Genomic DNA, 21,334 nt, shown 5'->3' with positions numbered 1-21,334 from the left:
GATGACTGATGGTGCCCTCGACGGAACCGGGCCCGTGGACGCCCTGCTCGTCCTGTCCTTCGGGGGGCCCGAGGGCCAGGATGACGTGATCCCGTTCCTGGAGAACGTCACCCGCGGCCGCGGGATCCCGGCGGAGCGACTCGAGGAGGTGGCCACCCACTATCGACAATTGGGCGGCCGCAGCCCGATCAACGACCTCAACCGCGAGATCATCGCGAACGTCGAGGCGGAGTTGGCGCGCCGCGGCAGGGCCTTGCCGGTGTACTTCGGAAACCGCAACTGGACACCGATGATCGAGGAGACGGTGCGGCAGATGACCGCGGACGGCGTCCGCAACGTGGCCGTGTTCGCCACCTCCGCATGGGGCGGTTACTCCGGTTGTGCGCAGTACCAGGAGGACATCGCACGCGCCCGCGAGCAGGTGCGCGGTGCGCCCACGATGGTCCGTCTGCGGCAGTTCTACGATCATCCCCTGTTCATCGAGCGCTTCGCGTCCGATCTGCGCGCCGCCGTGGCGTCGGCGTCCCCGGGCGCCCGGGTCATCTTCACCGCGCACTCGGTGCCCGAATCGGCGGACGCCGTGGCGGGGCCGCCGACACTCGGAGGTCACCTCTACAGCCGTCAGGTCGCCGAGGCCTCGCGGCTGGTGGCCGAGGCCGCCGGGGTCGAGGAACACGACCTGGTGTGGCAGTCCCGTTCCGGGCCGCCGAGCGTGCCGTGGCTCGAGCCGGACGTGGTGGACCACGTCAGCGAACTGGCGGGCACGCACGACGTCCGCGACGTGGTGATCGTGCCGATCGGGTTCATCTCCGATCACGTCGAGGTGATCTGGGACCTGGACACCGAGCTGGTGGACGAGGTGCGCGAACTCGGCGTGACCGTCACCCGCTGCGCGACCCCAGGGCCGAGCCCGGAGTTCGCCCGAATGGTCCTGCAGCTCCTCGACGAGGTCGAGTCCGGAGTGAAAGGCGACAGGCTCGGCGATGTGCCCGCGCTGGGCTGTAACCGCGATGGCGCCCGGTGCGCGGTGGGGTGCTGCTCGCGGTAGGCGCCGGGGCGTCAGCCGTGCCCTGGTCGGTTCTCGCGGACCCGGTTCTTGATGGCTCAGGTCCCGCGGCCTCAGGTCCCGCGGCCTCAGGTCCCGCGGACCCGGGGCTCGCGGGCTCAGGTCCCGCGGCCTCGGGTCTCGCAGCCTCAGGTCCCGCGCAGGGCGGCATCACCCGCAGCGGCCACCGCCGAGCGACGAGCGGCGTCCTTCACGGCCACGAGTCGTCGGAGGACCGGTTCCCGCGCGGCGGGGTCGGCGCCCACGTCCGGCTGCGCCAACGCGACCGAGATGATCGCCTCCACCCGGTCGATCCTGTCCACCAGCTCGAGAGCGCGGGCCGGTAGGCCGGCGGGCAACCTGGTGACGTGGGCGTCCAGGTCGAGAGTTCCCACCTGGCCGACCTGTGCCGCTGTCCGCTCGATCAACTCCGCCGCCTCGACCACCGCCTGCCCCAGGGCGAACAGAGCCCCGGAGGGGCCGTCGGGCTGTGGCGGCACCGGGCAGTCGGCGACGCCACGGGCCCGCCAGCGCAGGACGTCCGGATGCGGGCGGACGCAGGTCAGGCAGACCGCCTCGCGGCTCACCGGATCACGGACCAGGATTCCCCACCCCGCCTCCGCCACGTCGGAGCGGACCGCGGGAACCGTGGGAAGGCTCGACGAGTCCCCGGGGGCCGCGGTGAGCAGAGCCAGCGACTCGGGAGCGGGGTGCGAACGCCCCGACCGCCGGAGACCCGTGACGAGTCCGGGGAGCAGCGCCGTGGGCCCGGAGGCGGGGGAGATCCCGTCGAGCATCCGCACGGGCTCGCCCGAGATCTCGACAAGGTGTGACTCGGCCAGCCCCGAGACGTACCCGGTGAGTTCGTCGAAGGGTTGGTCACCCCAGGCGGTGCGAAGGAGGAACATCGGCAACGGCCACGCGGGGGACAGCGCGGCGCTCCGGGTGAGGGGGCGTGACATGACGATCAATCCTACCGGTCGGTGCGCCGCCCGCCGACCGCGCGCGTATCCGGCTACCGTGTCTGGCCATGGCAGACATGTACGGCTCCGATGTCCTCTCCGGGACGGCGCGGCGCCGCCGACCGGAGATCCCCGTCGTCGTCGCCGAGAGCGATCTGGTGGTGGAGCACGCGGACTCCGGCTTCTGCGGTGCCGTGGTGGGGTTCAGCCGCACCCCCGACGGCGACTTCGTCAAACTCGAGGACCGGCGCGGCCTGGTCCGCCTCTTCGCTATGACCCCCTCGGCCTTCCTCATCGACGGCTCACCGGTGACGCTGCGCCGGCCCGGGCCGGTCGTGACGGCCGGCCCGACGGTCACCGCGTCCGGGTCCCGGAAGGTCGAGGGCCTGCGTGCCCGGACCGCGCGAGCGGGCCGTATCTGGGTCGAGGGCATCCACGACGCAGCTATCGTCGAGAAGATCTGGGGTCACGACCTGCGGGTCGAGGGGATCGTCGTGGAACCGCTTCACGGGATCGACGACCTGCCCGCGCTGGTGGCGGAGTTCGGACCGACGCCGCAGGCGCGTCTGGGAGTGTTGGTCGACCACCTGGTCACGGGGAGCAAGGAGTCACGCATCGTCGCCGGCCTCGGTGGCGACGTGCTGGTGACCGGCCACCCCTATGTGGACATCTGGCAGGCGGTCAAGCCCGGGGCCGTGGGTATCCACGCATGGCCGGTGGTCCCGCGGGGCGAGGACTGGAAGACCGGCATCTGCGACCGGCTCGGGTGGGGTGAACCGGCCGACGGTTTCAGGAGGGTCCTGGGCGCGGTGAGCACGTACCGGGACGTGGAGCCGGCCCTGCTGGGTGCGGTCGAGCGGCTGGTGGACTTCGTCACCGAGCCCGTCTGATCCACCACGGGGAGCAGGTCACCCGGGCGTGCCGACCTCGTCGTCGTCCCTGCCCCGGACGGGCAGGCGAGCGTCCAGGATCATGCCGACAAGGCCCACCGCCGCGAACGCGCCCGTCGCCCACAGGGCGGCGGTCCCGTCACCCTCGGTGAGGGAGTGTCCCAGCAGGATCGCCGCGATTGTCCCCGGCGTGCTGCCGATCACCGTCGCGGGCAGGAACTGCCGGTAGGGGATGGACGTGAGCGCGGCCGCGTAGTTGACCACCGAGAACGGGACGGCGGGGACCAGTCTCAGGCTCCCGACGGAGAGCCAACCGCGCCGTCGGAGGCGAGCGTCTACCGCCGCGATCCGGTGGTCCGCGCGCAGCGCGGCGGTGCGTCTGTGGCCCAGACGACGGACCCCGACGAACGCCAGCGTGGCCGCGATGCCGGACGCGAGCAGCGAACAGGGGATCGCCACGGCAGGGGTGAAGAGCACAGCGGCTGAATAGGTGAACGTCGACCGGGGGATCGGGGCGACGGTGACGATCGCGTACGCCGAGAAGAACGCGACCGGGAACCACGGGCCCAGCTGGTCCGCCCACCCGCGCATCTGCTCCAGACCAGGGGTCGGGACGACGGTGGCCAGCAGCACCAGGGCCAGGACAACCGCCACCCACCAGATCACCCGTCCGCGCACGGGTCGACTGTAGTCGTCGGGCCGCCGGCGTCCTCCCCCTGGTGACCCCGCGCACACGGTCACGTGCCGACCGGCGGAGGCGCTGCATTAGAGTCCGTGGTGACCCCCTTCACTCCACAAGAGAACGAGGTACCGGTGTCCAGTCCGACCACAGGTCCCGACCTTCACTCCTGGTACGCCTCTGTGGGAGCCGTCCTCGCGAAGGCCGCCCGCAAGGATCCCGCCGAGATGCCGGAGGACGCCTGGCGCGCCCTCGTGGCCACCACCCGCGACGGAATCGAGGTCAACCCCCTCTACACGCGGGCCGACGAGACACCCGAGCGCCCGGCACCGGGCTCGTTCCCGTTCGTGCGGGGAGGGGACCGGACGGGTCTTCCGGAGAACGGCTGGCACGTCAGCGCCCGGGTCGAGGCCCAGGGCGACCCGAGTGAGGTCAACACCGCCGTCCTGGATCTCCTGGGCCAGGGCGCATCCGCCCTCTGGTTGCGGGTGCCGGCCGCCGACGTGGCCGCCGTCCTCAAGGACGTCTACCTGGACCTCGCCCCGGTGACCTTCGACGCCGGTTCCGACCTCGTCGAGGTCACGGAGGCGTTCCTCGAACTCCTGGACCAGCGCAGATCGGCCGGCGACGGGGTGACCGACAGGTCCGCGGTGATCGCCGATCTGGGCGCCACTCCCGTCACCTCCGCGTACGCCGCAGGCGCCTCGTCGGAGACGATCGCACTCGACGCGGCGGTCGGCCTCGCCACGCGCGCGTCCGAGCGGGAGGAGACCGTCCGGACCTTCGTCGCCGACGGCACCGTCTTCCACGCCGACGGCGCCGGGGACGCCCAGGAGCTCGCCTACGCCGTGGCCGCGGGCCTGGAGTACGTGCGGGCACTGATGTCGGCGGGGCTTCCCGTGGAGGTCGCCCTCCGCCAGGTCTCGTTCAGATTGTCGGCGACCGACGACCAGTTCGTCTCGATCGCCAAGTTCCGTGCCGGGCGCCTGATGTGGGCCCGCGTCGCCGAGCTCCTGGGCGCGCCCGAGGCCGGGGATGCGCCGCAGCACGCCGTCACCTCCTCGGCCATGATGTCGCGGCGGGACCCGTGGGTGAACATGCTGCGCACCACTCTCGCCTCGTTCGGCGCCGGGGTCGGCGGTGCCACCTCCGTGACCGTCCTGCCGTTCGACGCCTCTGTGCCCGGGGGCCTGGAGAGCACCTCTCCGGCCTTCGCCGAGCGCATCGCCCGCAACACCCAGCTACTGCTTCTCGAGGAGTCGCACCTGGGCCATGTGGTCGACCCCGCCGGTGGGTCCTGGTACGTCGAATCGCTCACCGACTCGCTCGCCGAGGCCGCCTGGTCCGCCTTCCAGACCATCGAGGCCGAGGGCGGACTCGCCGCCGCGATCGCCTCGGGGAGCGTCGCCGACGCGATCGCCCGGGTCCGCGAGGCCCGGGATGCCGACATCGCGCACCGCACGGCACCCATCACCGGTGTCTCCGAGTTCCCGAACCTCGCCGAGCCGCCGCTCGACACCTCGCGTCGCGGCGGTGAGGACTACCGCTACGGCCGCGACTTCGAGGCCCTGCGCGACCGTTCGGATGCACACCTGGAGGCCACCGGCGCCCGGCCGACCGTCCTGCTCGCCGGGCTCGGCCCGATGGCCGAGACCACGGGCCGCATCACCTTTGTCGCCAACCTGCTCGCCGCCGGCGGGATCGAGGCCCGCAACCCGATGGCCACCGCAGCGGACCAGTACGCCGGTGTCCGCCGGGGCGAGGACATCGCCGTCCTCTGTGGCGGGGACAAGCGCTACGCCACCGAGGGATCGGACGCCGTCCGTGCACTACGCGACGCGGGTGTGACGACGGTGTACCTCGCCGGGGCGGAGAAGGGCTTCCCTGCCGACGCAGACGATCGACCGGACGGGTACCTCGCGACCGGGATCGACGCCGTCGCCGCCCTGACCACCCTCCTCGACCAGCTGGGAGTGAAGTGAGATGACCACCTTCCCCGATTTCAGCACCTCTCCGCTGCGCGAGAGCACCGAGGGTGCACCCCTGCCGGACGGCGTCGAGACCGCAGTCCACGCCGGCGTCGACACCGACGTTGATACCGGACCTCGGTGGGAGACCCCCGAGGGTATCGACGTCAAGCGAGTGTTCACCAAGGCGGACCGCGACGCGGTGGAGGCGGGTATCGCACCGACCGACGACGGCGAGGAGGTCACTCCCTTCCCGCTGGACACCGTCCCGGGAGCCGCACCGTTCCTGCGCGGTCCGTACCCGTCCATGTACGTCAACCAGCCCTGGACGATCCGGCAGTACGCCGGCTTCTCCACCGCCGCCGAGTCCAACGCCTTCTACCGGCGGAACCTCGCCGCGGGCCAGAAGGGACTGTCGGTGGCGTTCGACCTGGCCACGCACCGCGGCTACGACTCCGACCACCCCCGGGTCTCCGGAGACGTCGGGATGGCGGGGGTGGCGATCGACTCGATCCTGGACATGCGTGAGTTGTTCGACGGCATCGACCTGTCCGCGGTCTCCGTGTCGATGACCATGAACGGCGCCGTCCTGCCGATCCTCGCGTTGTACGTGGTGGCGGCCGAGGAGCAGGGGGTGAAGCCGGAGCAGCTCGCGGGGACCATCCAGAACGACATCCTCAAGGAGTTCATGGTCCGCAACACCTACATCTATCCGCCCAAGCCCTCGATGCGGATCATCTCGGACATCTTCGCGTACACCTCACGCAAGATGCCCCGGTTCAACTCCATCTCGATCTCCGGGTACCACATCCAGGAGGCCGGTGCGACGGCCGATCTGGAGCTCGCGTACACGCTCGCGGACGGCGTCGAGTACCTGCGCGCCGGGTTGGACGCCGGGTTGGAGATAGACAAGTTCGCCCCGCGGCTGTCCTTCTTCTGGGCAATCGGGATGAACTTCTCGATGGAGATCGCCAAACTGCGGGCAGGCCGCCTGCTCTGGAGCGAACTGGTGGAGAAATTCGGGCCACAGAGCGAGAAGTCCAAGTCGCTGCGTACCCATTCGCAGACCTCCGGCTGGTCACTGACCGCCCAGGACGTCTTCAACAACGTGGCCCGCACGTGTATCGAGGCCATGGCCTCGACACAGGGTCATACACAGTCGCTACACACCAACGCTCTCGACGAGGCGCTGGCACTGCCCACCGACTTCTCGGCCCGGATCGCGCGCAACACCCAGCTCCTGCTCCAGCAGGAGTCGGCGACGACCCGCCCGATCGACCCGTGGGCCGGTTCGTACTACATCGAGTGGCTCACCGCACAGCTGGCCGACAAGGCCCGGTTACACCTCATCGAGATCGAGGAGGCCGGGGGCATGGCCCAGGCGATCGGCGAGGGTATCCCCAAGCTCCGCATCGAGGAGGCCGCTGCCCGCACGCAGGCGCGTATCGACTCCGGGCGCCAGCCGGTGATCGGGGTCAACAAGTACGTCGTGACCGAGGACCAGGAGATCGAGGTCCTCAAGGTCGAGAACTCGCGCGTGCGTACCGAGCAGCTGGCCAAGCTGGACAAGCTCCGGGCAGAGCGCGACGAGGCCGCCTGTCGGGCGGCCCTCGACAGGCTCACCGAGTCGGCGTCCGGCGCTGCCGGGAGCGACATGGAGAGCAACCTCATGGCGTTGGCCATCGACGCCGCCCGCGCCCACGCGACCATCGGAGAGATCTCGGACGCGCTCGAGAAGGTCTACGGTCGTCACAAGGCAGAGATCAAGACCCTGTCCGGCGTGTACCGGCAGGAGGTCTCCAAGGAGGGCGCCGTGGACAACGTCACCAAGGCGATGAAGATGGCCGAGGAGTTCTCCGAACTGGAGGGTCGTCGACCCCGCATCCTGCTGGCCAAGATGGGCCAGGACGGCCATGACCGCGGACAGAAGGTGGTGGGGACAGCCTTCGCCGATCTCGGCTTCGACGTGGACATGGGTCCGCTGTTCCAGACCCCGGAAGAGGTCGCCCAGCAGGCCGCGGACGCCGATGTCCACGTGGTGGGTGTGTCCTCGCTGGCCGCCGGACACCTCACCCTGGTCCCGGCTCTGCGCGAGGCGCTGGCCGCAGTGGGCCGTGGGGACATCATGGTCACCGTGGGCGGCGTGATCCCGCCGGGCGACTTCCAGGAGCTCTACGATGCCGGGGCAGCCGCCATCTATCCTCCCGGCACCGTGATCTCGGACGCGGCGATCGAGCTGCTCGGGACACTCGCCCGGGAGCTCGGACACGAGTTGGCCTCCGCCGGCCCCACGTCGGCAGGCTCCGACTCCGCGGGCTCGGCCTCGGCGCGCCCCGGTGAGGGGGCAGGGGCGGGGGCCGAGTCCTGAACCGCCTCGGCTCCGGTCCCGATCCCGCGGGCTCGGGCAACACCTCGGGCAGCCTGTCGACCACTCTCGGCACGGGCGCGGTCCGCGGTCCGGTCCCCTCTGCGACGGGGCCCAGACCGCGTCGGGAGATCGACGTGCAGGCCCTGCTGGAGGGCGTGCTCGACGACGATCGTCCCGTCCTCGCCCGGGCCATCACGCTGCTCGAGTCCACGAACCCCGCGCACCGCGAGAAGGCGCAGGAGCTGCTCCTGGGCGCGCTCCCGCGCTCCGGCGGTGCGCTACGCATCGGAATCACCGGGGTGCCGGGCGTGGGCAAGTCCACGTTCATCGAGTCATTCGGGCTGTACCTGGTGGAGAAGGGCCACAAGGTCGCGGTCCTCGCCGTCGACCCGTCCTCCACCCGCACCGGCGGGTCGATACTCGGCGACAAGACCCGGATGGCCACGCTCTCCACGGAACCCCGCGCCTACATCCGGCCCTCGCCGACCTCCGGGACGCTCGGAGGGGTGGCCAAGGCGACCCGCGAGACGATGGTGCTGCTCGAGGCTGCAGGATTCGACGTGATCCTGGTCGAGACGGTGGGAGTGGGCCAGTCCGAGGTCACCGTCGCGGGGATGGTCGACTGTTTCACGTTCCTCACCCTGGCCCGCACCGGAGACCAGCTCCAGGGAATCAAGAAGGGCGTGCTGGAGTTGGCGGACGTGGTCGCCGTCAACAAGGCCGACGGCCCCCACGTCAAGGACGCCAGGCGCGCCGCGCGCGAACTCGGCGCGGCGCTGCGGCTCGTGCGACCGGCGGACTCGGCGTGGAAGGTGCCGGTCCTGACGATGTCGGGACTCGAGGGCGACGGTTTGGACGACTTCTGGCAGGCCGTCCAATCGCACCAGGACACGATGGGGGAGATCGGCGAGGTCGAGGCCCGTCGGGCCCGTCAGCAGGTCGAGTGGACCCGGTCGATGGTGCACGACACCCTCATGGCGCGACTCGCGGCCGATCCCGACGTGCGTCGGGTCACGGCCGAGGTCGAGCGACGTGTCAGCGAGGGCACGCTGACGGCGGCCCTCGCGGCCCAGGCGATCATCGACGCCTTCGACGCCTGACGCGCCGACTCGTCGGGGAACGCGTCAGGGAGCGCGTCAGGCGTCCCACCACCTGCGGACCAGGTACTCGCGCTCGGAGGCGTTCTCCGTGAGCTGGTGGGCACGCGCCCAGGCCCGGCGGGCCTCGTCACCGCGCCCGAGTTCCTCGAGCGTCGTCGCCCGCGCCTCGTGGAACGGGTGATGCCGCTCCAGCTCCGCCTCTCCGGCGAGGGCGTCGAGCTGCTGCAGGCCGGTCTCCGGTCCGTCGCGGCGTCCCACGGCCACTGCACGCGCCATCCGGACGACGGGTCCGGGTACGAGTGCGAGGAGGAGGTCGTACAGCACCACTATCTGTGCCCAATCGGTCGACTCGACGTCTCGCGACTCCGCGTGGACCGCGGCGATCGACGCCTGGACCGAATAGGGCCCCGGCCCGCCGGCCGCGGCCTCCATCGCCAGGCCCAGCCCCTCATCCGCCAGGAGACGGTCCCACCGGTCCCTGTCCTGTTCGCGCAATGGGACGGGTAGGCCCTCGTCGTCGACCCTGGCCGGCGCGCGGGCCTCGGTGAGCAGGAGGAGAGCGAGCAGACCCGTCGCCTCCGGCTGCCCCGGTACGAGCCTGTGCACGATCCGGGCGAGGCGGATCGCCTCCGTCGTGAGGTCCCCGCGCAGGTGACCGTCACCGGTGGTCGCGGCGTAGCCCTCGGTGAAGATCAGGTAGATCACCGCGAGCACCGCGGGCAGTCGGGCCGGCAGATCCTCCGGGCCGGGGGTGCGGATCGGGATCCGGGTGACCCGGAGGCGTTTCTTCGCCCGGACGAGGCGCTGCTGCACCGTCGTCACCGGGAGGAGGAAAGCGTGGGCGATCTCCATTGTCGTCAGCCCGCCGAGGTATCGCAGTATAAGCGCCACCTGCTCGTCGGTCTTGAGCGTGGGATGGCAGCACGCGAAGAACAGCTCGAGCCTGTCGTCGGGGATCTCGTCCGGCTCCACGACCGCACGGACCAGCGGCGCGGACGTGCGTCGGTCCTCCTCGACCCGGAGACGCGCGAGACGCTCGGTGAGCGCCTTCTCGCGCCGGAGCCGGTCGATCGCCTTGCGGGTGGCGGTAGTGGTGAGCCACGCGAGCGGGGAGTCCGGCACCCCGGTACGAGGCCAGGTCTCGATCGCCGCTTCGAGCGCGTCCTGGGCCGCGTCCTCCGCGAGATCCAGATCCCCGAAGCGTGACGCCAGCGTGGCGAGGAGGCGCGAATGCTCCTCGCGCCGCAGTGCGGCGAGCACGTCCGACGCCGCCGGGCCCGGGGCGGTCACGGGGTGACCCCCGCGGCGCCCCGGACCCGTCGGTCCGGCATCAGAACTCCAGCATCGCGCGGACCTCGACCCATCCACCCCTGGCGCCGGGGCACTTGGCAGCCCAGGCCAGCGCCTCGTCGATGTCCGCAACGTCGATGACGATCGTGCCGCCGACGAACTCCCTACTCTCGGCGTACGGACCGGACGTGACGACGGCGTCCGTCCCGCCCGCGGGGATCCTGACCGTGACGCCGGTTTCGGGGTCCTCCAGAGCGAAACCACCGGCGAGGACGCCGGCCTTCTCCAGCTCGGCGTCGAAGGCCATGAACTCCTCGACGCCGGGCCCTTCCTCCTCGCCGCAGCGCACGTCCTCGAGGTTGGCCATAAGCAGCAGTACGTATTTCATGTCGATCTCCTGACCGTGAGTGGTGGATGCCGGCCGCGGTGACGTGCGCCGACACCTCCATGACGAACGGGCGCCGGAAAATCGACAGGTTCGCAGAATAATTCTCCGCGCACTCCGGATTCCGCTCCCGGGGCATCCGCGCAAGAGATGTCGCGCGCGGCTGCCTCAGAGGCCGCGCGTGTGAATTCAGACGTGAGAAGACGGAGGAGGCGGTGGAGGTCGACGCCCAGCCCGCCGACGCCCGGGCTCAATACCGATCGTCCGGCACCCGGCGGCTTCGGGAGCGCATCGCGAACAGGAGACCGATCACGAAGAGCACCACACCGGCCACCATGAGGATCAGCGCGAGGGTGTTCGAGTCGATACCCGGAATGTTGACCTCGACCGCGTACATGAGTATCGCGCCGATCACCACAAGGACCACTCCGCCGCCGATGTAACCCATGGCTGTTCTCCTTCGTCGTGACCGCGCGCCTGTCCGCGGTCGTGCGCTCACCCTACGAGACCTCGGCGCCGAATTCAGGCGTGCGGAGAGAGGAGCTTTCGCGCCGGTTCCTCGATGAACCGGTAACTGGCCGCGCCCACGGCGATCGACCCGGCCACGGTCACGGGCCAGATCACGCCCATTCGCCGGGTCCACAGCGCGGTGCGGGTGAGCGGGAACGCGTAGTGCAGCACGATCAGGTGCCAGAGGAAGATCCCGTACGACCAGCGGCCGATCGCCTGCAGGGGTGGCGACTCCAGGACTCGAAAGCGCGTGCCCGCCGGGGCCAGGACGACCGGCCCGAGGAAGAAGAACGCCATCGCCGCGGTGAGCCCGTTGCGCGCGGCGTACTCGCGGCCGCTCGGATGACGGAAGCCCTCGGAGAACCAGCGGGTCGACGTGGTGGCGAGCAGCGCCCCTGCGCCAGTCGCCCACCAACCCCACCTCGCGGAGGAAGCCCGGCTCAGTCGGGCGAGCAGTCCCGGGCGGGCGGTGGCCAGCTCGGCCAGCAGCATCCCGGAGGCGAACCAGGCGGAGAACGCCGGCGGCAGGATCTGGACGTTGACGCCCCTGGGCAGGATCCGGAGGCGCTGCCAGGGGATCAGCGGGAACAGCAGGCCGGAGAGCCCGAAGGCGCCCACGGCGGGCAGCCGCCATCGGGCCCTGTCGCCCCGCAGGTTCTTCAACCCGGTCCACAGCGCCGGGAGCGCCAGGTAGTAGGCCATCTCGACCGCGAGTGACCAGGCGTGCGTGAGCCCGGAGACGAGGAACTTCCGCTGGTAGATCTGCGTCAGGGTGAGGTTGCGCAGCCAGACCCCGGGGCCGTTGATCCGGTTCTGGGGTAGGAGCACCATCGCGACGGCGACGAGCACTGAGTACGCGGGCATGATTCGCACGAGCCGGGCCCGCAGGTAGGGGATCACCGCGCGAGCCGTTCCCGACCGGTCGCGGCGGGCGTGGTCGGAGTGTGCCCGCCACAGGAGGAAGCCGGTCTTGGCGAAGAACACCGCGACCAGCATGTCCAGACGACCGTAGAGGCGGCGCACCGGCGTCCCGTAGGACATCCGGGTCACGAACGCGACGTGGGTGGTGATGATGCCGATCGCCGCGAGGCCGCGAAGACCCTCGAGCGCCGGGAGATGACCGCGAGCACCGGCGAGCCGCGGCTGCTGCACCCCGGTGGCCTCGGCTGCGGCCGTGTCGGGAGCTTCGGCGGTGTCGGGAGCTGCGGCGGTGTCGGAAGCGTCGACCGGGGTCGGAGCTGCTGCCGTCGGCTGGGCGGGCTGCGCGAGGCGTCGCGCGGCGAACCCGGCCGCGACAGCCCCACCAGCGAGGGCGACGGCGGCGACAGGCCTCATGGACTCTCCCGGGGTTACTGAAGTGAGACGATGGTCCGTTGTCCGGCGACGGTGGTGCCGCCGCCAGGACATCCGGACGAGATTAGCACCGGTTCCAACCGGCGACCCCGGGGTGGTCAGCCGCGCGTGCGCAGTACGAAGCCCACGGCGGTCAGCGCGTCGTCGTGCCCTCGGAACGTGGCACGACGACGCGAGGACGCGCCGGCGGGCGTCGGTGCCCGGAGGAGGTGACGCACGATGCGGATCACGCCGGGCACACCCTCGTCGGCGATCATGCGGCGGGGCTTGAGCTGCGCCATCGGCCGGAGCTCGGTCTTCTCCACCTCGACACCCGCGGACTCGACGAGTGCGCGCCACTAGGCCACGGTCAGGGGTCGGGCGTTGACGCGGATGGACCGGGTGAGGTCCTTACGGATGGCGGTCTGGATGTCGTTGTGGATCTCGTCGGGCACCGGGCAGAGGTCGTGGGCGAGGTACCGGCTGCCGGCGGCCGGCACGCGGTGGGCCTCGGTGACACCACGCGGCGGCCGGCGACGGACTCGGCGTCTCGGGAGTGGTGGGGGAGCGGGCTGGTGGAGGTCATCTCAGCGCAGGTCCGCGATCGAGACGGTGACCTCCTCCAACACCGCGACCGCACCACCGGGAACGGAGAGATCGATGACGATCTCGGCGTTCGCCGGCCGCCCACGGTGGCCACGGCGGTCCTCGACCGTCATCCCCCGGGTGTGCTCTCCCGCGCACTCGATGCGCAGATGGACGGGTTCGGTCAGGGCAGCCTCGGGGTGGAGCGCCAGCCATGCCACCAGGGGATCATGCACCTGAGCCAGGTAGCCCTCGCCGACCGAGTCGTGGAACTCGAAGTAGAAGCGCAGGGCATCCGCCAGGTGCCGAGAGAGCGTCGATCCCTGTGCCACCTCCACCAGGCGCCGGGAGCGCTCGGGGGTCCACACCGCCCTCTCTGTCAGGTTGAGCCCGCACCATCGGGCCGGAGCCACGGTCGGGTCGGTGGCACGCGCCGCATCCCAGGCCAGGCACACACGGTCGGCGGCCTCGGGGTCCACGTCCACGTTCCACTCGCTCACGGGCGTGGTGTTCCCGGGGTGGCCGCGGAAGGTCCCCCCCATCACGACGAGCCGCCGCAGTAACCGCGGGAGCGCGGGCTCGAGCTCCAGCGCGCGGGCCAGCGTGGACGAGGGGCCGGTCACGATCCCCACCAGTTCACCGGGATGAGCCCGGGCGGTGTCCACCCAGAGCTCGGCCCCGTCCCTGGGGTCGAGCGCCCTCGTCGTCGTCGGTAGCTCCGCGTGTCCCGCGCCGCGGTGACCGTGCGTCTCGGGGGTGAAGACGTGCGGAATCGCGATCGCGCCACCCGCGCCGGCGGCGACCGTGACCGGGGGAGCGCCCGCCAGGTCGAGCCACGCCAGGGCATTGGCGACGGTGTCGTCGAGGCCGACGTTTCCGGCCGTGCACACGAGCCCCGCCAGGTCGATCGACCCGGCCCGGTGCTCGGACACGAGATAGGCGATCGCCAGGGCGTCGTCGATCCCCGGGTCGCAGTCGAGCAGGACCGGGGTCCGCGGAGTCGGGCCGGAGGCCACCCCGGGAGAGGAGTCGGTCACCGCGTCCGGTCGGTCATCAGGACGTCGCGGGTGACCTCCAGGTGTCCGAGGTGTGTGGCGACGTCGTGGAGGATGTGCGCCAGCACCCACTCCATCGTGAGGGTGCCCGCGGCACGAGCCCGTTCCACCGGGAACGCCGTCCCTGTGGGGTCGGCGAGAGTACCCCGTTCACACGCGGCCGCGGACCAGGCCGGGAGCCTGTCGGCCAGTGCGGCGAGCCTGTCGAGCTCGGGAAGGACCGGGCCGTCGTAGTCGAACTCGGACTCACGGTCCCGGGTGATCTGTTCGCCCCCCAGGCACGCTGCCCCCCACGAGGTGAGTACCCCGCAGAGGTGGTGGACGATCGCGGCCGCGGAGTTGGTCGGGTGCACCGCGGCCACCGTCGTCGGTCGCGCGTGGACCAGCGAGTCGGGGGCGTCCCCGCCGAGCTCGTCCACCACCGCGCGCAGCGCGGGGACGAGCTCGGTGGTGAGGATGAGGTGCACGGCCGCCGAGGTGGGTGAGGACATACCGACGATCCTAGGGTCCGGTCCCACTCACCACGGGCTGGGCCGGAAGTCTTTGAGGAAGCAGCCGTAGAGGTCCTCGCCGGCCTCCCCGCGGACGATCGGGTCCACCACGCGGGCGGCCCCGTCCACCAGGTCGAGCGGGGCGTGGAAGCCCTCCTCGTGGAGCCGGACCTTGGTCGTGTGCGGGCGCTCGTCGGTGATCCAGCCCGTGTCGACCGCGGTCATGAGGATGCCGTGCTCGGTGAGCATCTCCTCGGCGGAGGTCCGGGTGAGCATGTTCAGACCCGCCTTGGCCATGTTGGTGTGCGGATGCCCCGCGCCCTTGTAGCGACGGGAGAACTGTCCCTCCATGGCGGAGACGTTGACGACGTACTTGCGCCGGGCTGCGGATGCCGCGAGGGCCGGGCGCAGGCGGGAGACCAGGATGAACGGGGCGACCGAGTTGCACAGCTGCACCTCGAGCATCTCCATGGGCTCCACCTGCTCGACGGTGGCCACCCAGCTGTTGTGGTCCACCACGTCCGGCAGGAGCCCGCCGGCGTCGATGGCGGTGCCGGCGGCCACCCGGTCCAGGGACGCCGACCCGGCCTGCAGCGCGAGCGAGGCGATGTGCCCGGCCTCGCGCTCGGCCTCCTCCGATCCGATGAGCGCGGACTCGCCACCCATCAACGCGGCCGGATGCAGCTCGGAGGTGCGGCCCATGGTGATCATCGGGATGTCGGCGGCCCGTCCCGTGAGCGGTGCGGATTCCCCGTCGACCAGACCGGAGTACGAACCGGGGGAGCGACGGACCGTCTGGGCGGCGTTGTTGATGAGGATATCCAGCGGTCCGGCGGCGGCGACCTCGTCGGCGAGTGCCACCACCTGGGCGGGGTCGCGCAGGTCCACGCCGATGACGTGCACCCGGTCGGCCCAGTCGGTGTAGTCGTCCATAGAGGCGAACCGTCGGACCGCGTCCCGGGGGAACCGGGTCGTGATGGTCACGTCGGCCCCCGCCCGCAGCAACATGAGGGCGATGTACATGCCGATCTTGGCGCGGCCCCCGGTGAGGAGGGCCCGCCGACCGGTCAGGTCCATGTCCGGGTCCCGCTTGGCACGGTTGACGGCTGCGCAGTCCGGGCACAGCTGGTGGTAGAAGGCGTCGACCTGCGTGTACAGCTGCTTGCACACGTAACACGCCACCGCGCGCTGCAGGTGGCCGGCCACGGCCCCCGGGGTGTTGGACACCAGCCGGATCCCGGCCGTCTCGTCGTCGATCCGGGAGGGGGAACCGGTCGCGGTGGCCTCGATGACCGCCTTGTCCGCCTCCTGCCGAGAGCGGCGGACCTCGTTCCGGCGGGATTTCTTGAGGAGCTTGAACATGTGGCCCACCGACCGCTGCACCCTGATCGAATCGGGGTGGTCCTCCCCGAGCGCCGCCGCCTGGTCGAGGACGCGCTGGAGGGTCTCGAGGTCGTCCGGATCGATGCCTGTCACCAGGACACGGTACGACGACGAGGCCGTCGGTCCCTAAACCGCTCGCCCCCGCAGGGTGGGTGCGCGACCTGCCCGGAGCCCGGTGAGCGCCTCCTCCATGGCCTGCAGCTCCCGGCTCGGCGTCGCGGACGCCGTGACAGGGGTGAACCCGAACCGGAGGGCGTAGGCATCGGACACCAGCTGTGCGTGGGCCTCCACCGGGAAGGCCCGCTTGGTCCGTTCGATGTGAGCACGGTCGTGGGATGCGCGGTCCTGGGATGCACGTGCTTCGGATGAACGGTCGAGGGCCGCACCGTCGAGCACGGCGTTGTCGAGCACGGCGTTGTCGAACACAGCGTTGTCGAGCACGGCACGCCAGTCGTACGCGCGGCGCCCCATGCGCGCCTGCTCGGCCAGCGCGACGACCACGTATCGGGGCCCGATGACCCGGCCCTGCCAGACGTGGACCAGTTCGTGCACCAACGTCGAGGTCGCCCGGGGTCGATCGATTCCCTCAGCTGCGGTGCCCACGACGCCCGGGTCGGCGCCCAGGTAGATCAGACCCGGCAACGCGAACGCCCGCGGGTGAGGCACTCCGGGCACGTGTCCCCGACGGATCATCACCGCAGCTGGGTCGATGGTGGGGCCGAAGAACACGCGGAGGTCGTCACGGACGTCGGGTGGCAGGTCGAGGGCCGGGGGAACCACGCCCAGTCCGTCGAGTCCCCGGTCCAGGGCGCGAGCGGTCACGGCGATCAGCCGTCCCAGCGTGTCTGCGGCCCGCCCCGCGATCGTCCTCACCCTTCGCCCCCGGTCACCGAACGGTTGTAGTCGAGGGCGGGCCGGAGCCACTCCCACAGTTCTTCGTCGGTCCCGATCGCGGAGGCGGTCACCGAGATCCAGCCGGGCCCCATGTCACGCCCGGCACCCATCTCCGCCTGCGCGGCACCGGGCTTTCCGACGAGCTCGTCGTGCCGGTCGCTGTCCACTCTGACGAGTAGCCGGCCGTCCCGGCCCGCGCTCACCAGTATCTTCTCGGAGACCATGACGCAGCGGCCGCCGAACATCGATACCTCGCGGGTCACCGGTTCGTCCGCGAGAAGAGCGCGCAGTCGGTCGATGAGTCGTTGTTGGGCGGGGGGCGGCGGTGTGCGGGCCATCGGGAGACCTCCCCAAAAACAAGTGGCCCCGGATCCTCACGGATCCGGGGCCACTTCTACTGTCTCGACACAGTGTGCGCGAGGGGGGACTTGAACCCCCACGTCCGTTAATAGGACACTAGCACCTCAAGCTAGCGCGTCTGCCATTCCGCCACTCGCGCTCGCACACTGATGACCTGCACCGGCTCGTTCCCGGCTTGGTCGTGCGAGGAATGACACTAGCCGATGCCCGAACCGTGGGACAAATCGGCCCCCGCTCTCGCCCCACACCCGACGGTCATCGCTGGTAGACAAGGACGTGACCGGCTGGGGGACCTCCAGCCGTCCGACCCAGGAGGAGAAGATGACCGACTTCCGCGTGCCGAACCCCTACGACGCCCTTCCGGATCTCCCGGCTCTCGAGGTGACCAGCGAGTCGTTCACCGAGGGCGCCGCCCTGTCGTCCGCTCAGCTGGGCGGGGTCATGGGGGTGGAAGGCGGGTTGGACAGGTCGCCCCAGGTGAGCTGGAGCGCCGGACCGGAGGGGACCAGGACCTACGTGGTGACCGTCTTCGATCCCGACGCACCGACGGCATCGGGGTTCTGGCACTGGTCGGTGGCCAACATCCCGGCCGGTGTCACCTCACTCCCGGAGGGGGCGTGCACCGGTGACGACACCTCGGGGCTCCCGGAGGGGGCCGTGGTGGTACGCAACGACGCCGGGTTCAAGGGGTTCGTGGGGGCGGCCCCGCCGGAGGGCCACGGCCCGCACCGCTACATCCTCGCCGTCCACGCTGTCGGGGACCAGATCGAGCTCGGGGAGGACGCCTCCTGTGCCTTCGTCGGGTTCAACCTCTTCGGGCAGGGCCTGGCCCGCGGAACCACCACTGCGACCTTCGAGCAGTAGCGGTCAGTTGACCGCCGATCCGACGGCGTCCGCCAGGGAGGTGAACCCGCCCTGGCGGAGCCGCCGGGCCACGAGCTTGTTGGTCCCACGGATGAGCTCGGGGCCGGTGAAGACGAAGCCGGTGTAGGTCTGGACCAGGTGGGCACCGTGGGTGATGCGGTCCCACACGTCCTCCGGGGTCTCGACGCCGCCGACCGAGATGATCACCATCCGATCACCGGCCCGCTCGTGGATCCGGGCGAGGACCTGACGCGACCGGGCCGCGACGGGCGCACCGGAGATCCCTCCCGCACCCATCGCCTCGACCGTGCCCGCCGGGGTCGTGAGCCCGTCACGCGAGATGGTGGTGTTGGTGGCGACGATCCCGGCGAGGCCGAGCTCCAGAACGAGATCGGTGACCGCGTCGATGTCCGCGTCGTCCAGATCGGGGGCGATCTTGACCAACACGGGGATGGTGGCCACGTCGCGGACCGCCGTCAGGATCGGACGCAGCGATTCGACCGCCTGCAGGTCCCGGAGCCCGGGGGTGTTGGGGGAGCTCACGTTGACGACCATGTAGTCGGCGAGGCCCGTGAGCATGCTGGCCGAGGCCACGTAGTCACGCACCGCGTCCTCTGCGGGCACCACCTTGGTCTTGCCGATGTTTATCCCCACCGGATCGCCGCTCCGGCGCCGTCGGAGGTTGTTGGCGGCGTTGCCCGCCCCGTGGTTGTTGAAGCCCATCCGGTTCAGGATCGCCCTGTCCTCCACCAGCCGGAACAGGCGGGGCGACGGGTTTCCGGGCTGGGGCGACGCGGTGACCGTGCCGACCTCGCTGAATCCGAAGCCGATCGCCCCCCACGAGTCGACGGCCGCGGCGTTCTTGTCGAACCCGGCGGCGAGCCCCAGCGGTCCGGGGAAGCGCCGGCCCAACACCTCCTGGGCCAGGAGCGGATCCCTGACACCGAGAATCCGGCGCACCAGTGAACCCAGCGGCGGCACCAGGGTCAACAGCTTGAGTAAGCCGAAGACAAGGTGGTGGATCCGCTCCGCGGGAAAGCGGAACAGCACGCTCTTCATCAGCGAGTACACGGTCCTCCTCGATGGGACGTGGGTGGTCCTGAGATCAGCTCGACGGCACCGGGAGAGCGGGGCGCATCAGGTGGAGCCCGGCACCGTCGGAGGAACCGACGACCACCGTGCCGGAGTCTGTGACCGCCAGCGAGTCCGGCTGACGCACCGTCGCGATCTCGACACGCCGAACGCCTGCACCGTCGCCGAGATCGTACGCCTGAACGGTGTTGGTTCCGGTGGAGGTGACCCAGACGACGTCCCGGGTGGGGTCCCCGGCGACCGCCCACGGGGCCGCGGCCACGGGGAACTGCTGATGGAGCCGGATCGGCGAGGTCGAGTAGACGAGGAGAGTGTCACCGACGGTGTCGCTGGCCACGACTGAGCGCTCGCCGTACTCGTCCATCTTCCCGGCACCCTTCCCTGCGCGTAGGAGCGGTCCGGCGCCGTCCTCGTCCAGATCGATGCTCGCGATGACCGTGTCCGGCCGGCTGAACGCGGTGACCGAACCATCCCGGGCCACAGCGATCCGGTCAACGGACGTCAGACCCCCGATGCGACGCTGCTCCGTCCCGTCCGCCTCGCGGATGACCACCTCGCCGTCGGAGGTCCCCGTGAGCAGGCGACCGTCAGCGGTCACAGCGGCCGCGGTGACCGGTCCGAGCCCCGAGATCTCCCGCGAGTCGCCGGCCGGCGTGACCACGACGACGCCGTCGCCGTAGGGGACCAGAACCGTCCCGTCATGCCCCGCGGTCGCGGTACCGGCGTCGACGGGGAGTTCGACGGAGCTCTCCGGGATCCAGCGGGTGCCCTCCACCCGAGCGATCTCCAACCCGGGTGGGCCGTCGACCTGCGCCACCACCCGGTCGCCCAACGCCACCAGGGAGGACACGGACCCCGGGGCCGGGACGACCTCACCACCCTCGGGGTCGGAGACCTGCGGCGACTCGGCGGGCCGGGCGTTACCCTGCTCGATCTGGGTGTAGTCCTCCAGTTGGCTGTTGGTCGACGCGCAACCGGTCAGTGCGACGGCGAGGGCCAGCAGAGCGGCGGGTACAGCGGAGCGGCGGTGGACACGAAGGGGCACGGTGTTCCTTTCGACTGCCCCACATTGTCCACCACGCGGGTCCTCAGTCGCCGTCCAGGTCCGGACGACTACCCTCACGGCGGTGCGGTGAGATACCCGTGCTCGTGCCACGTTTCCCGAGAGAAAGCAGCGCCCGTGAACCCGACGGTCCTGGCCGCCCCCGCTGCGGACGGCATGTCCTGGCTCCAGGTGATCGTGCTCTCCGTCCTCCAGGGGCTCACGGAGTTCCTGCCCGTCTCGTCCTCCGGGCACCTGCGCATCTTCTCCACCTGGCTGTTCGGGGCGGACGCGGGCGCCTCGTTCACCGCGGTCATCCAGCTCGGCACGGAAGCCGCCGTGCTGGTGTTCTTCTTCAAGGACATCGTGCGGATCCTCGTCGCATGGTTCCGGGGCGTGTTCAACGCCCGGCACCGCGATGACCCGGACTACCGGCTCGGCTGGTACGTGATCGTCGGGTCCATCCCCATCGCCATCATCGGCTTCTTCGGCAAGGACCTCATCCGTGACGCCGCCCGCAACCTGTGGATCACGGCGATCGTCCTCATCGCGTTCTCCTTCGTGTTCCTCCTGGCCGAGAAGTTCGGTAGGCAGGACCGCCCGGTGGACAACCAGTCGCTCAAGGGCCTGACCATGAAGGACGCGGTGGTCATGGGGCTGGCCCAGTGCCTGGCCCTGATCCCCGGCGTCAGCCGCTCGGGCGGCACCATCTCCGCCGGCCTATTCCTCAACATGTCCCGCGAGGCCGCCGCACGGTTCTCCTTCCTGCTGGCCATCCCGGCGGTCCTGGCCTCCGGGTTGTTCAGCCTCCCCGACGCGTTCGAGCCGTCCGTGGGACAGTCCGCCACCGGGGTTCAGCTGATCGTGGGTTCGGTGGTCGCGTTCGTGCTGGGCTACGCCGCCATCGCGTGGCTCCTGCGCTTCGTCCAGAACCACTCGCTGGCCTGGTTCGCCGGATACCGGATCGTCCTGGGACTGGTCGTGATCGCCCTGCTCGCCACGGGCACGATCCCCGCGACCTGACCACACCACCGAAGTGG

General features: G+C 70.7%; 22 protein-coding genes and 1 tRNA gene. 7 read left to right on the top strand and 16 right to left on the bottom strand.

Annotated elements, in window-relative coordinates; translation table 11 throughout:
• Window position 1 precedes the first annotated feature (1 nt).
• Window positions 2-1,048, top strand: coding sequence for a ferrochelatase (locus A6048_RS08400; protein WP_107747604.1), 1,047 nt, complete (start codon window positions 2-4; stop codon window positions 1,046-1,048).
• 146 nt (window positions 1,049-1,194) lie between these two features.
• Here the strand turns inward: A6048_RS08400 and A6048_RS08395 are convergent, their stop codons facing one another.
• On the bottom strand, window positions 1,195-2,007 hold the full coding sequence (locus A6048_RS08395; protein ID WP_107747605.1) for a hypothetical protein: 813 nt from the start codon (window positions 2,005-2,007) through the stop codon (window positions 1,195-1,197).
• 68 nt (window positions 2,008-2,075) lie between these two features.
• Between A6048_RS08395 and A6048_RS08390 the strand changes: the two genes are divergently transcribed.
• Window positions 2,076-2,897 carry a DUF3097 domain-containing protein gene (locus A6048_RS08390; RefSeq protein ID WP_200837373.1) on the top strand — a complete coding sequence of 274 codons (822 nt, stop codon included), beginning with the start codon at window positions 2,076-2,078 and terminating at the stop codon, window positions 2,895-2,897.
• An 18-nt stretch (window positions 2,898-2,915) separates the two neighbouring features.
• Here the strand turns inward: A6048_RS08390 and A6048_RS08385 are convergent, their stop codons facing one another.
• Entirely contained in the window at window positions 2,916-3,575 is a 660-nt protein-coding gene (locus A6048_RS08385; protein WP_235027490.1) for a TVP38/TMEM64 family protein, read from the bottom strand.
• 135 nt (window positions 3,576-3,710) lie between these two features.
• Here A6048_RS08385 and A6048_RS08380 point away from each other — a divergent pair, with 135 nt between their 5' ends.
• The 3 genes from A6048_RS08380 (at window position 3,711) to meaB (ending at window position 9,011) form a co-directional block, all read left to right on the top strand.
• Window positions 3,711-5,558, top strand: coding sequence for a methylmalonyl-CoA mutase family protein (locus A6048_RS08380; protein ID WP_107747606.1), 1,848 nt, complete (start codon window positions 3,711-3,713; stop codon window positions 5,556-5,558).
• 1 nt (window position 5,559) lies between these two features.
• Window positions 5,560-7,911 carry a methylmalonyl-CoA mutase gene (gene scpA / locus A6048_RS08375; RefSeq protein WP_107747607.1) on the top strand — a complete coding sequence of 784 codons (2,352 nt, stop codon included), beginning with the start codon at window positions 5,560-5,562 and terminating at the stop codon, window positions 7,909-7,911.
• A 134-nt stretch (window positions 7,912-8,045) separates the two neighbouring features.
• Window positions 8,046-9,011 carry a methylmalonyl Co-A mutase-associated GTPase MeaB gene (gene meaB / locus A6048_RS08370; RefSeq protein WP_200837372.1) on the top strand — a complete coding sequence of 322 codons (966 nt, stop codon included), beginning with the start codon at window positions 8,046-8,048 and terminating at the stop codon, window positions 9,009-9,011.
• 36 nt (window positions 9,012-9,047) lie between these two features.
• On the opposite strand, the gene A6048_RS08365 is transcribed toward meaB, so the two are convergent.
• From A6048_RS08365 to A6048_RS08315, 12 genes are all read right to left on the bottom strand, one after another.
• Window positions 9,048-10,301: an RNA polymerase sigma factor gene (locus A6048_RS08365; protein ID WP_107747609.1), complete on the bottom strand. Its 1,254-nt coding sequence runs from the start codon at window positions 10,299-10,301 to the stop codon at window positions 9,048-9,050.
• A gap of 40 nt (window positions 10,302-10,341) precedes the next feature.
• Complete coding sequence (locus A6048_RS08360; protein ID WP_107747610.1) at window positions 10,342-10,689, bottom strand: YciI family protein; 348 nt, start codon at window positions 10,687-10,689, stop codon at window positions 10,342-10,344.
• Between the two features lie 247 nt (window positions 10,690-10,936).
• Window positions 10,937-11,134 carry a hypothetical protein gene (locus A6048_RS08355; RefSeq protein ID WP_107747611.1) on the bottom strand — a complete coding sequence of 66 codons (198 nt, stop codon included), beginning with the start codon at window positions 11,132-11,134 and terminating at the stop codon, window positions 10,937-10,939.
• A gap of 74 nt (window positions 11,135-11,208) precedes the next feature.
• On the bottom strand, window positions 11,209-12,531 hold the full coding sequence (locus A6048_RS08350) for an acyltransferase family protein (RefSeq protein ID WP_107747612.1): 1,323 nt from the start codon (window positions 12,529-12,531) through the stop codon (window positions 11,209-11,211).
• Window positions 12,532-12,647: 116 nt separating this feature from the next.
• Window positions 12,648-12,854 carry a hypothetical protein gene (locus tag A6048_RS08345; protein ID WP_107747613.1) on the bottom strand — a complete coding sequence of 69 codons (207 nt, stop codon included), beginning with the start codon at window positions 12,852-12,854 and terminating at the stop codon, window positions 12,648-12,650.
• A 33-nt stretch (window positions 12,855-12,887) separates the two neighbouring features.
• The gene (locus tag A6048_RS18250) at window positions 12,888-13,028 is read right to left on the bottom strand and encodes a hypothetical protein (protein ID WP_159110314.1); all 141 of its coding nucleotides are present in this window, start codon (window positions 13,026-13,028) and stop codon (window positions 12,888-12,890) included.
• Window positions 13,029-13,115: 87 nt separating this feature from the next.
• Window positions 13,116-14,150: a nucleoside hydrolase gene (locus A6048_RS08340; RefSeq protein ID WP_107747614.1), complete on the bottom strand. Its 1,035-nt coding sequence runs from the start codon at window positions 14,148-14,150 to the stop codon at window positions 13,116-13,118.
• On the bottom strand, window positions 14,147-14,659 hold the full coding sequence (locus A6048_RS08335; RefSeq protein ID WP_107747615.1) for a mycothiol transferase: 513 nt from the start codon (window positions 14,657-14,659) through the stop codon (window positions 14,147-14,149). Before A6048_RS08335 ends, A6048_RS08340 begins: the two co-directional genes overlap by 4 nt.
• A gap of 27 nt (window positions 14,660-14,686) precedes the next feature.
• Window positions 14,687-16,135 (bottom strand): SDR family NAD(P)-dependent oxidoreductase, encoded by a 1,449-nt coding sequence (locus A6048_RS08330; RefSeq protein ID WP_107747616.1) that lies wholly within the window; start codon window positions 16,133-16,135, stop codon window positions 14,687-14,689.
• Between the two features lie 33 nt (window positions 16,136-16,168).
• Window positions 16,169-16,915 (bottom strand): hypothetical protein, encoded by a 747-nt coding sequence (locus A6048_RS08325; protein ID WP_235027489.1) that lies wholly within the window; start codon window positions 16,913-16,915, stop codon window positions 16,169-16,171.
• Window positions 16,912-17,274 carry a TfoX/Sxy family protein gene (locus A6048_RS08320; RefSeq protein ID WP_107747617.1) on the bottom strand — a complete coding sequence of 121 codons (363 nt, stop codon included), beginning with the start codon at window positions 17,272-17,274 and terminating at the stop codon, window positions 16,912-16,914. Before A6048_RS08320 ends, A6048_RS08325 begins: the two co-directional genes overlap by 4 nt.
• A 75-nt stretch (window positions 17,275-17,349) precedes the next feature.
• Window positions 17,350-17,435: transfer RNA gene (locus tag A6048_RS08315), tRNA-Leu, on the bottom strand.
• Window positions 17,436-17,617: 182 nt separating this feature from the next.
• Between A6048_RS08315 and A6048_RS08310 the strand changes: the two genes are divergently transcribed.
• The gene (locus A6048_RS08310) at window positions 17,618-18,160 is read left to right on the top strand and encodes a YbhB/YbcL family Raf kinase inhibitor-like protein (RefSeq protein WP_107747714.1); all 543 of its coding nucleotides are present in this window, start codon (window positions 17,618-17,620) and stop codon (window positions 18,158-18,160) included.
• Window positions 18,161-18,163: 3 nt separating this feature from the next.
• On the opposite strand, the gene A6048_RS08305 is transcribed toward A6048_RS08310, so the two are convergent.
• Together A6048_RS08305 and A6048_RS08300 are read right to left on the bottom strand one after the other, a co-directional pair.
• Entirely contained in the window at window positions 18,164-19,231 is a 1,068-nt protein-coding gene (locus A6048_RS08305) for a quinone-dependent dihydroorotate dehydrogenase (RefSeq protein ID WP_107747618.1), read from the bottom strand.
• 34 nt (window positions 19,232-19,265) lie between these two features.
• Window positions 19,266-20,297, bottom strand: a complete 1,032-nt coding sequence (locus tag A6048_RS08300; protein ID WP_107747619.1) for a WD40 repeat domain-containing protein — start codon at window positions 20,295-20,297, stop codon at window positions 19,266-19,268.
• A 174-nt stretch (window positions 20,298-20,471) separates the two neighbouring features.
• Between A6048_RS08300 and A6048_RS08295 the strand changes: the two genes are divergently transcribed.
• The gene (locus A6048_RS08295) at window positions 20,472-21,317 is read left to right on the top strand and encodes an undecaprenyl-diphosphate phosphatase (protein WP_235027492.1); all 846 of its coding nucleotides are present in this window, start codon (window positions 20,472-20,474) and stop codon (window positions 21,315-21,317) included.
• The last annotated feature ends 17 nt before the right edge of the window (window positions 21,318-21,334 follow it).

Source organism: Dietzia psychralcaliphila, from assembly GCF_003096095.1.
In the GTDB taxonomy this organism is placed as follows: domain Bacteria; phylum Actinomycetota; class Actinomycetes; order Mycobacteriales; family Mycobacteriaceae; genus Dietzia; species Dietzia psychralcaliphila.
This window is presented reverse-complemented; position numbering and strand designations above follow the sequence as displayed.

Coding starts and splice junctions, on each gene's coding strand:
- A6048_RS08320 (WP_107747617.1), bottom strand. CDS start 17,274: ATGGCCCGCACACCGCCGCCCCCCGCCCAACAACGACTCATCGACCGA.
- A6048_RS08360 (WP_107747610.1), bottom strand. CDS start 10,689: ATGAAATACGTACTGCTGCTTATGGCCAACCTCGAGGACGTGCGCTGC.
- A6048_RS08395 (WP_107747605.1), bottom strand. CDS start 2,007: ATGTCACGCCCCCTCACCCGGAGCGCCGCGCTGTCCCCCGCGTGGCCG.
- A6048_RS08400 (WP_107747604.1), top strand. CDS start 2: ATGACTGATGGTGCCCTCGACGGAACCGGGCCCGTGGACGCCCTGCTC.
- A6048_RS08350 (WP_107747612.1), bottom strand. CDS start 12,531: ATGAGGCCTGTCGCCGCCGTCGCCCTCGCTGGTGGGGCTGTCGCGGCC.
- A6048_RS08295 (WP_235027492.1), top strand. CDS start 20,472: ATGTCCTGGCTCCAGGTGATCGTGCTCTCCGTCCTCCAGGGGCTCACG.
- A6048_RS08310 (WP_107747714.1), top strand. CDS start 17,618: ATGACCGACTTCCGCGTGCCGAACCCCTACGACGCCCTTCCGGATCTC.
- A6048_RS08355 (WP_107747611.1), bottom strand. CDS start 11,134: ATGGGTTACATCGGCGGCGGAGTGGTCCTTGTGGTGATCGGCGCGATA.
- A6048_RS08390 (WP_200837373.1), top strand. CDS start 2,076: ATGGCAGACATGTACGGCTCCGATGTCCTCTCCGGGACGGCGCGGCGC.
- A6048_RS08335 (WP_107747615.1), bottom strand. CDS start 14,659: ATGTCCTCACCCACCTCGGCGGCCGTGCACCTCATCCTCACCACCGAG.
- scpA (WP_107747607.1), top strand. CDS start 5,560: ATGACCACCTTCCCCGATTTCAGCACCTCTCCGCTGCGCGAGAGCACC.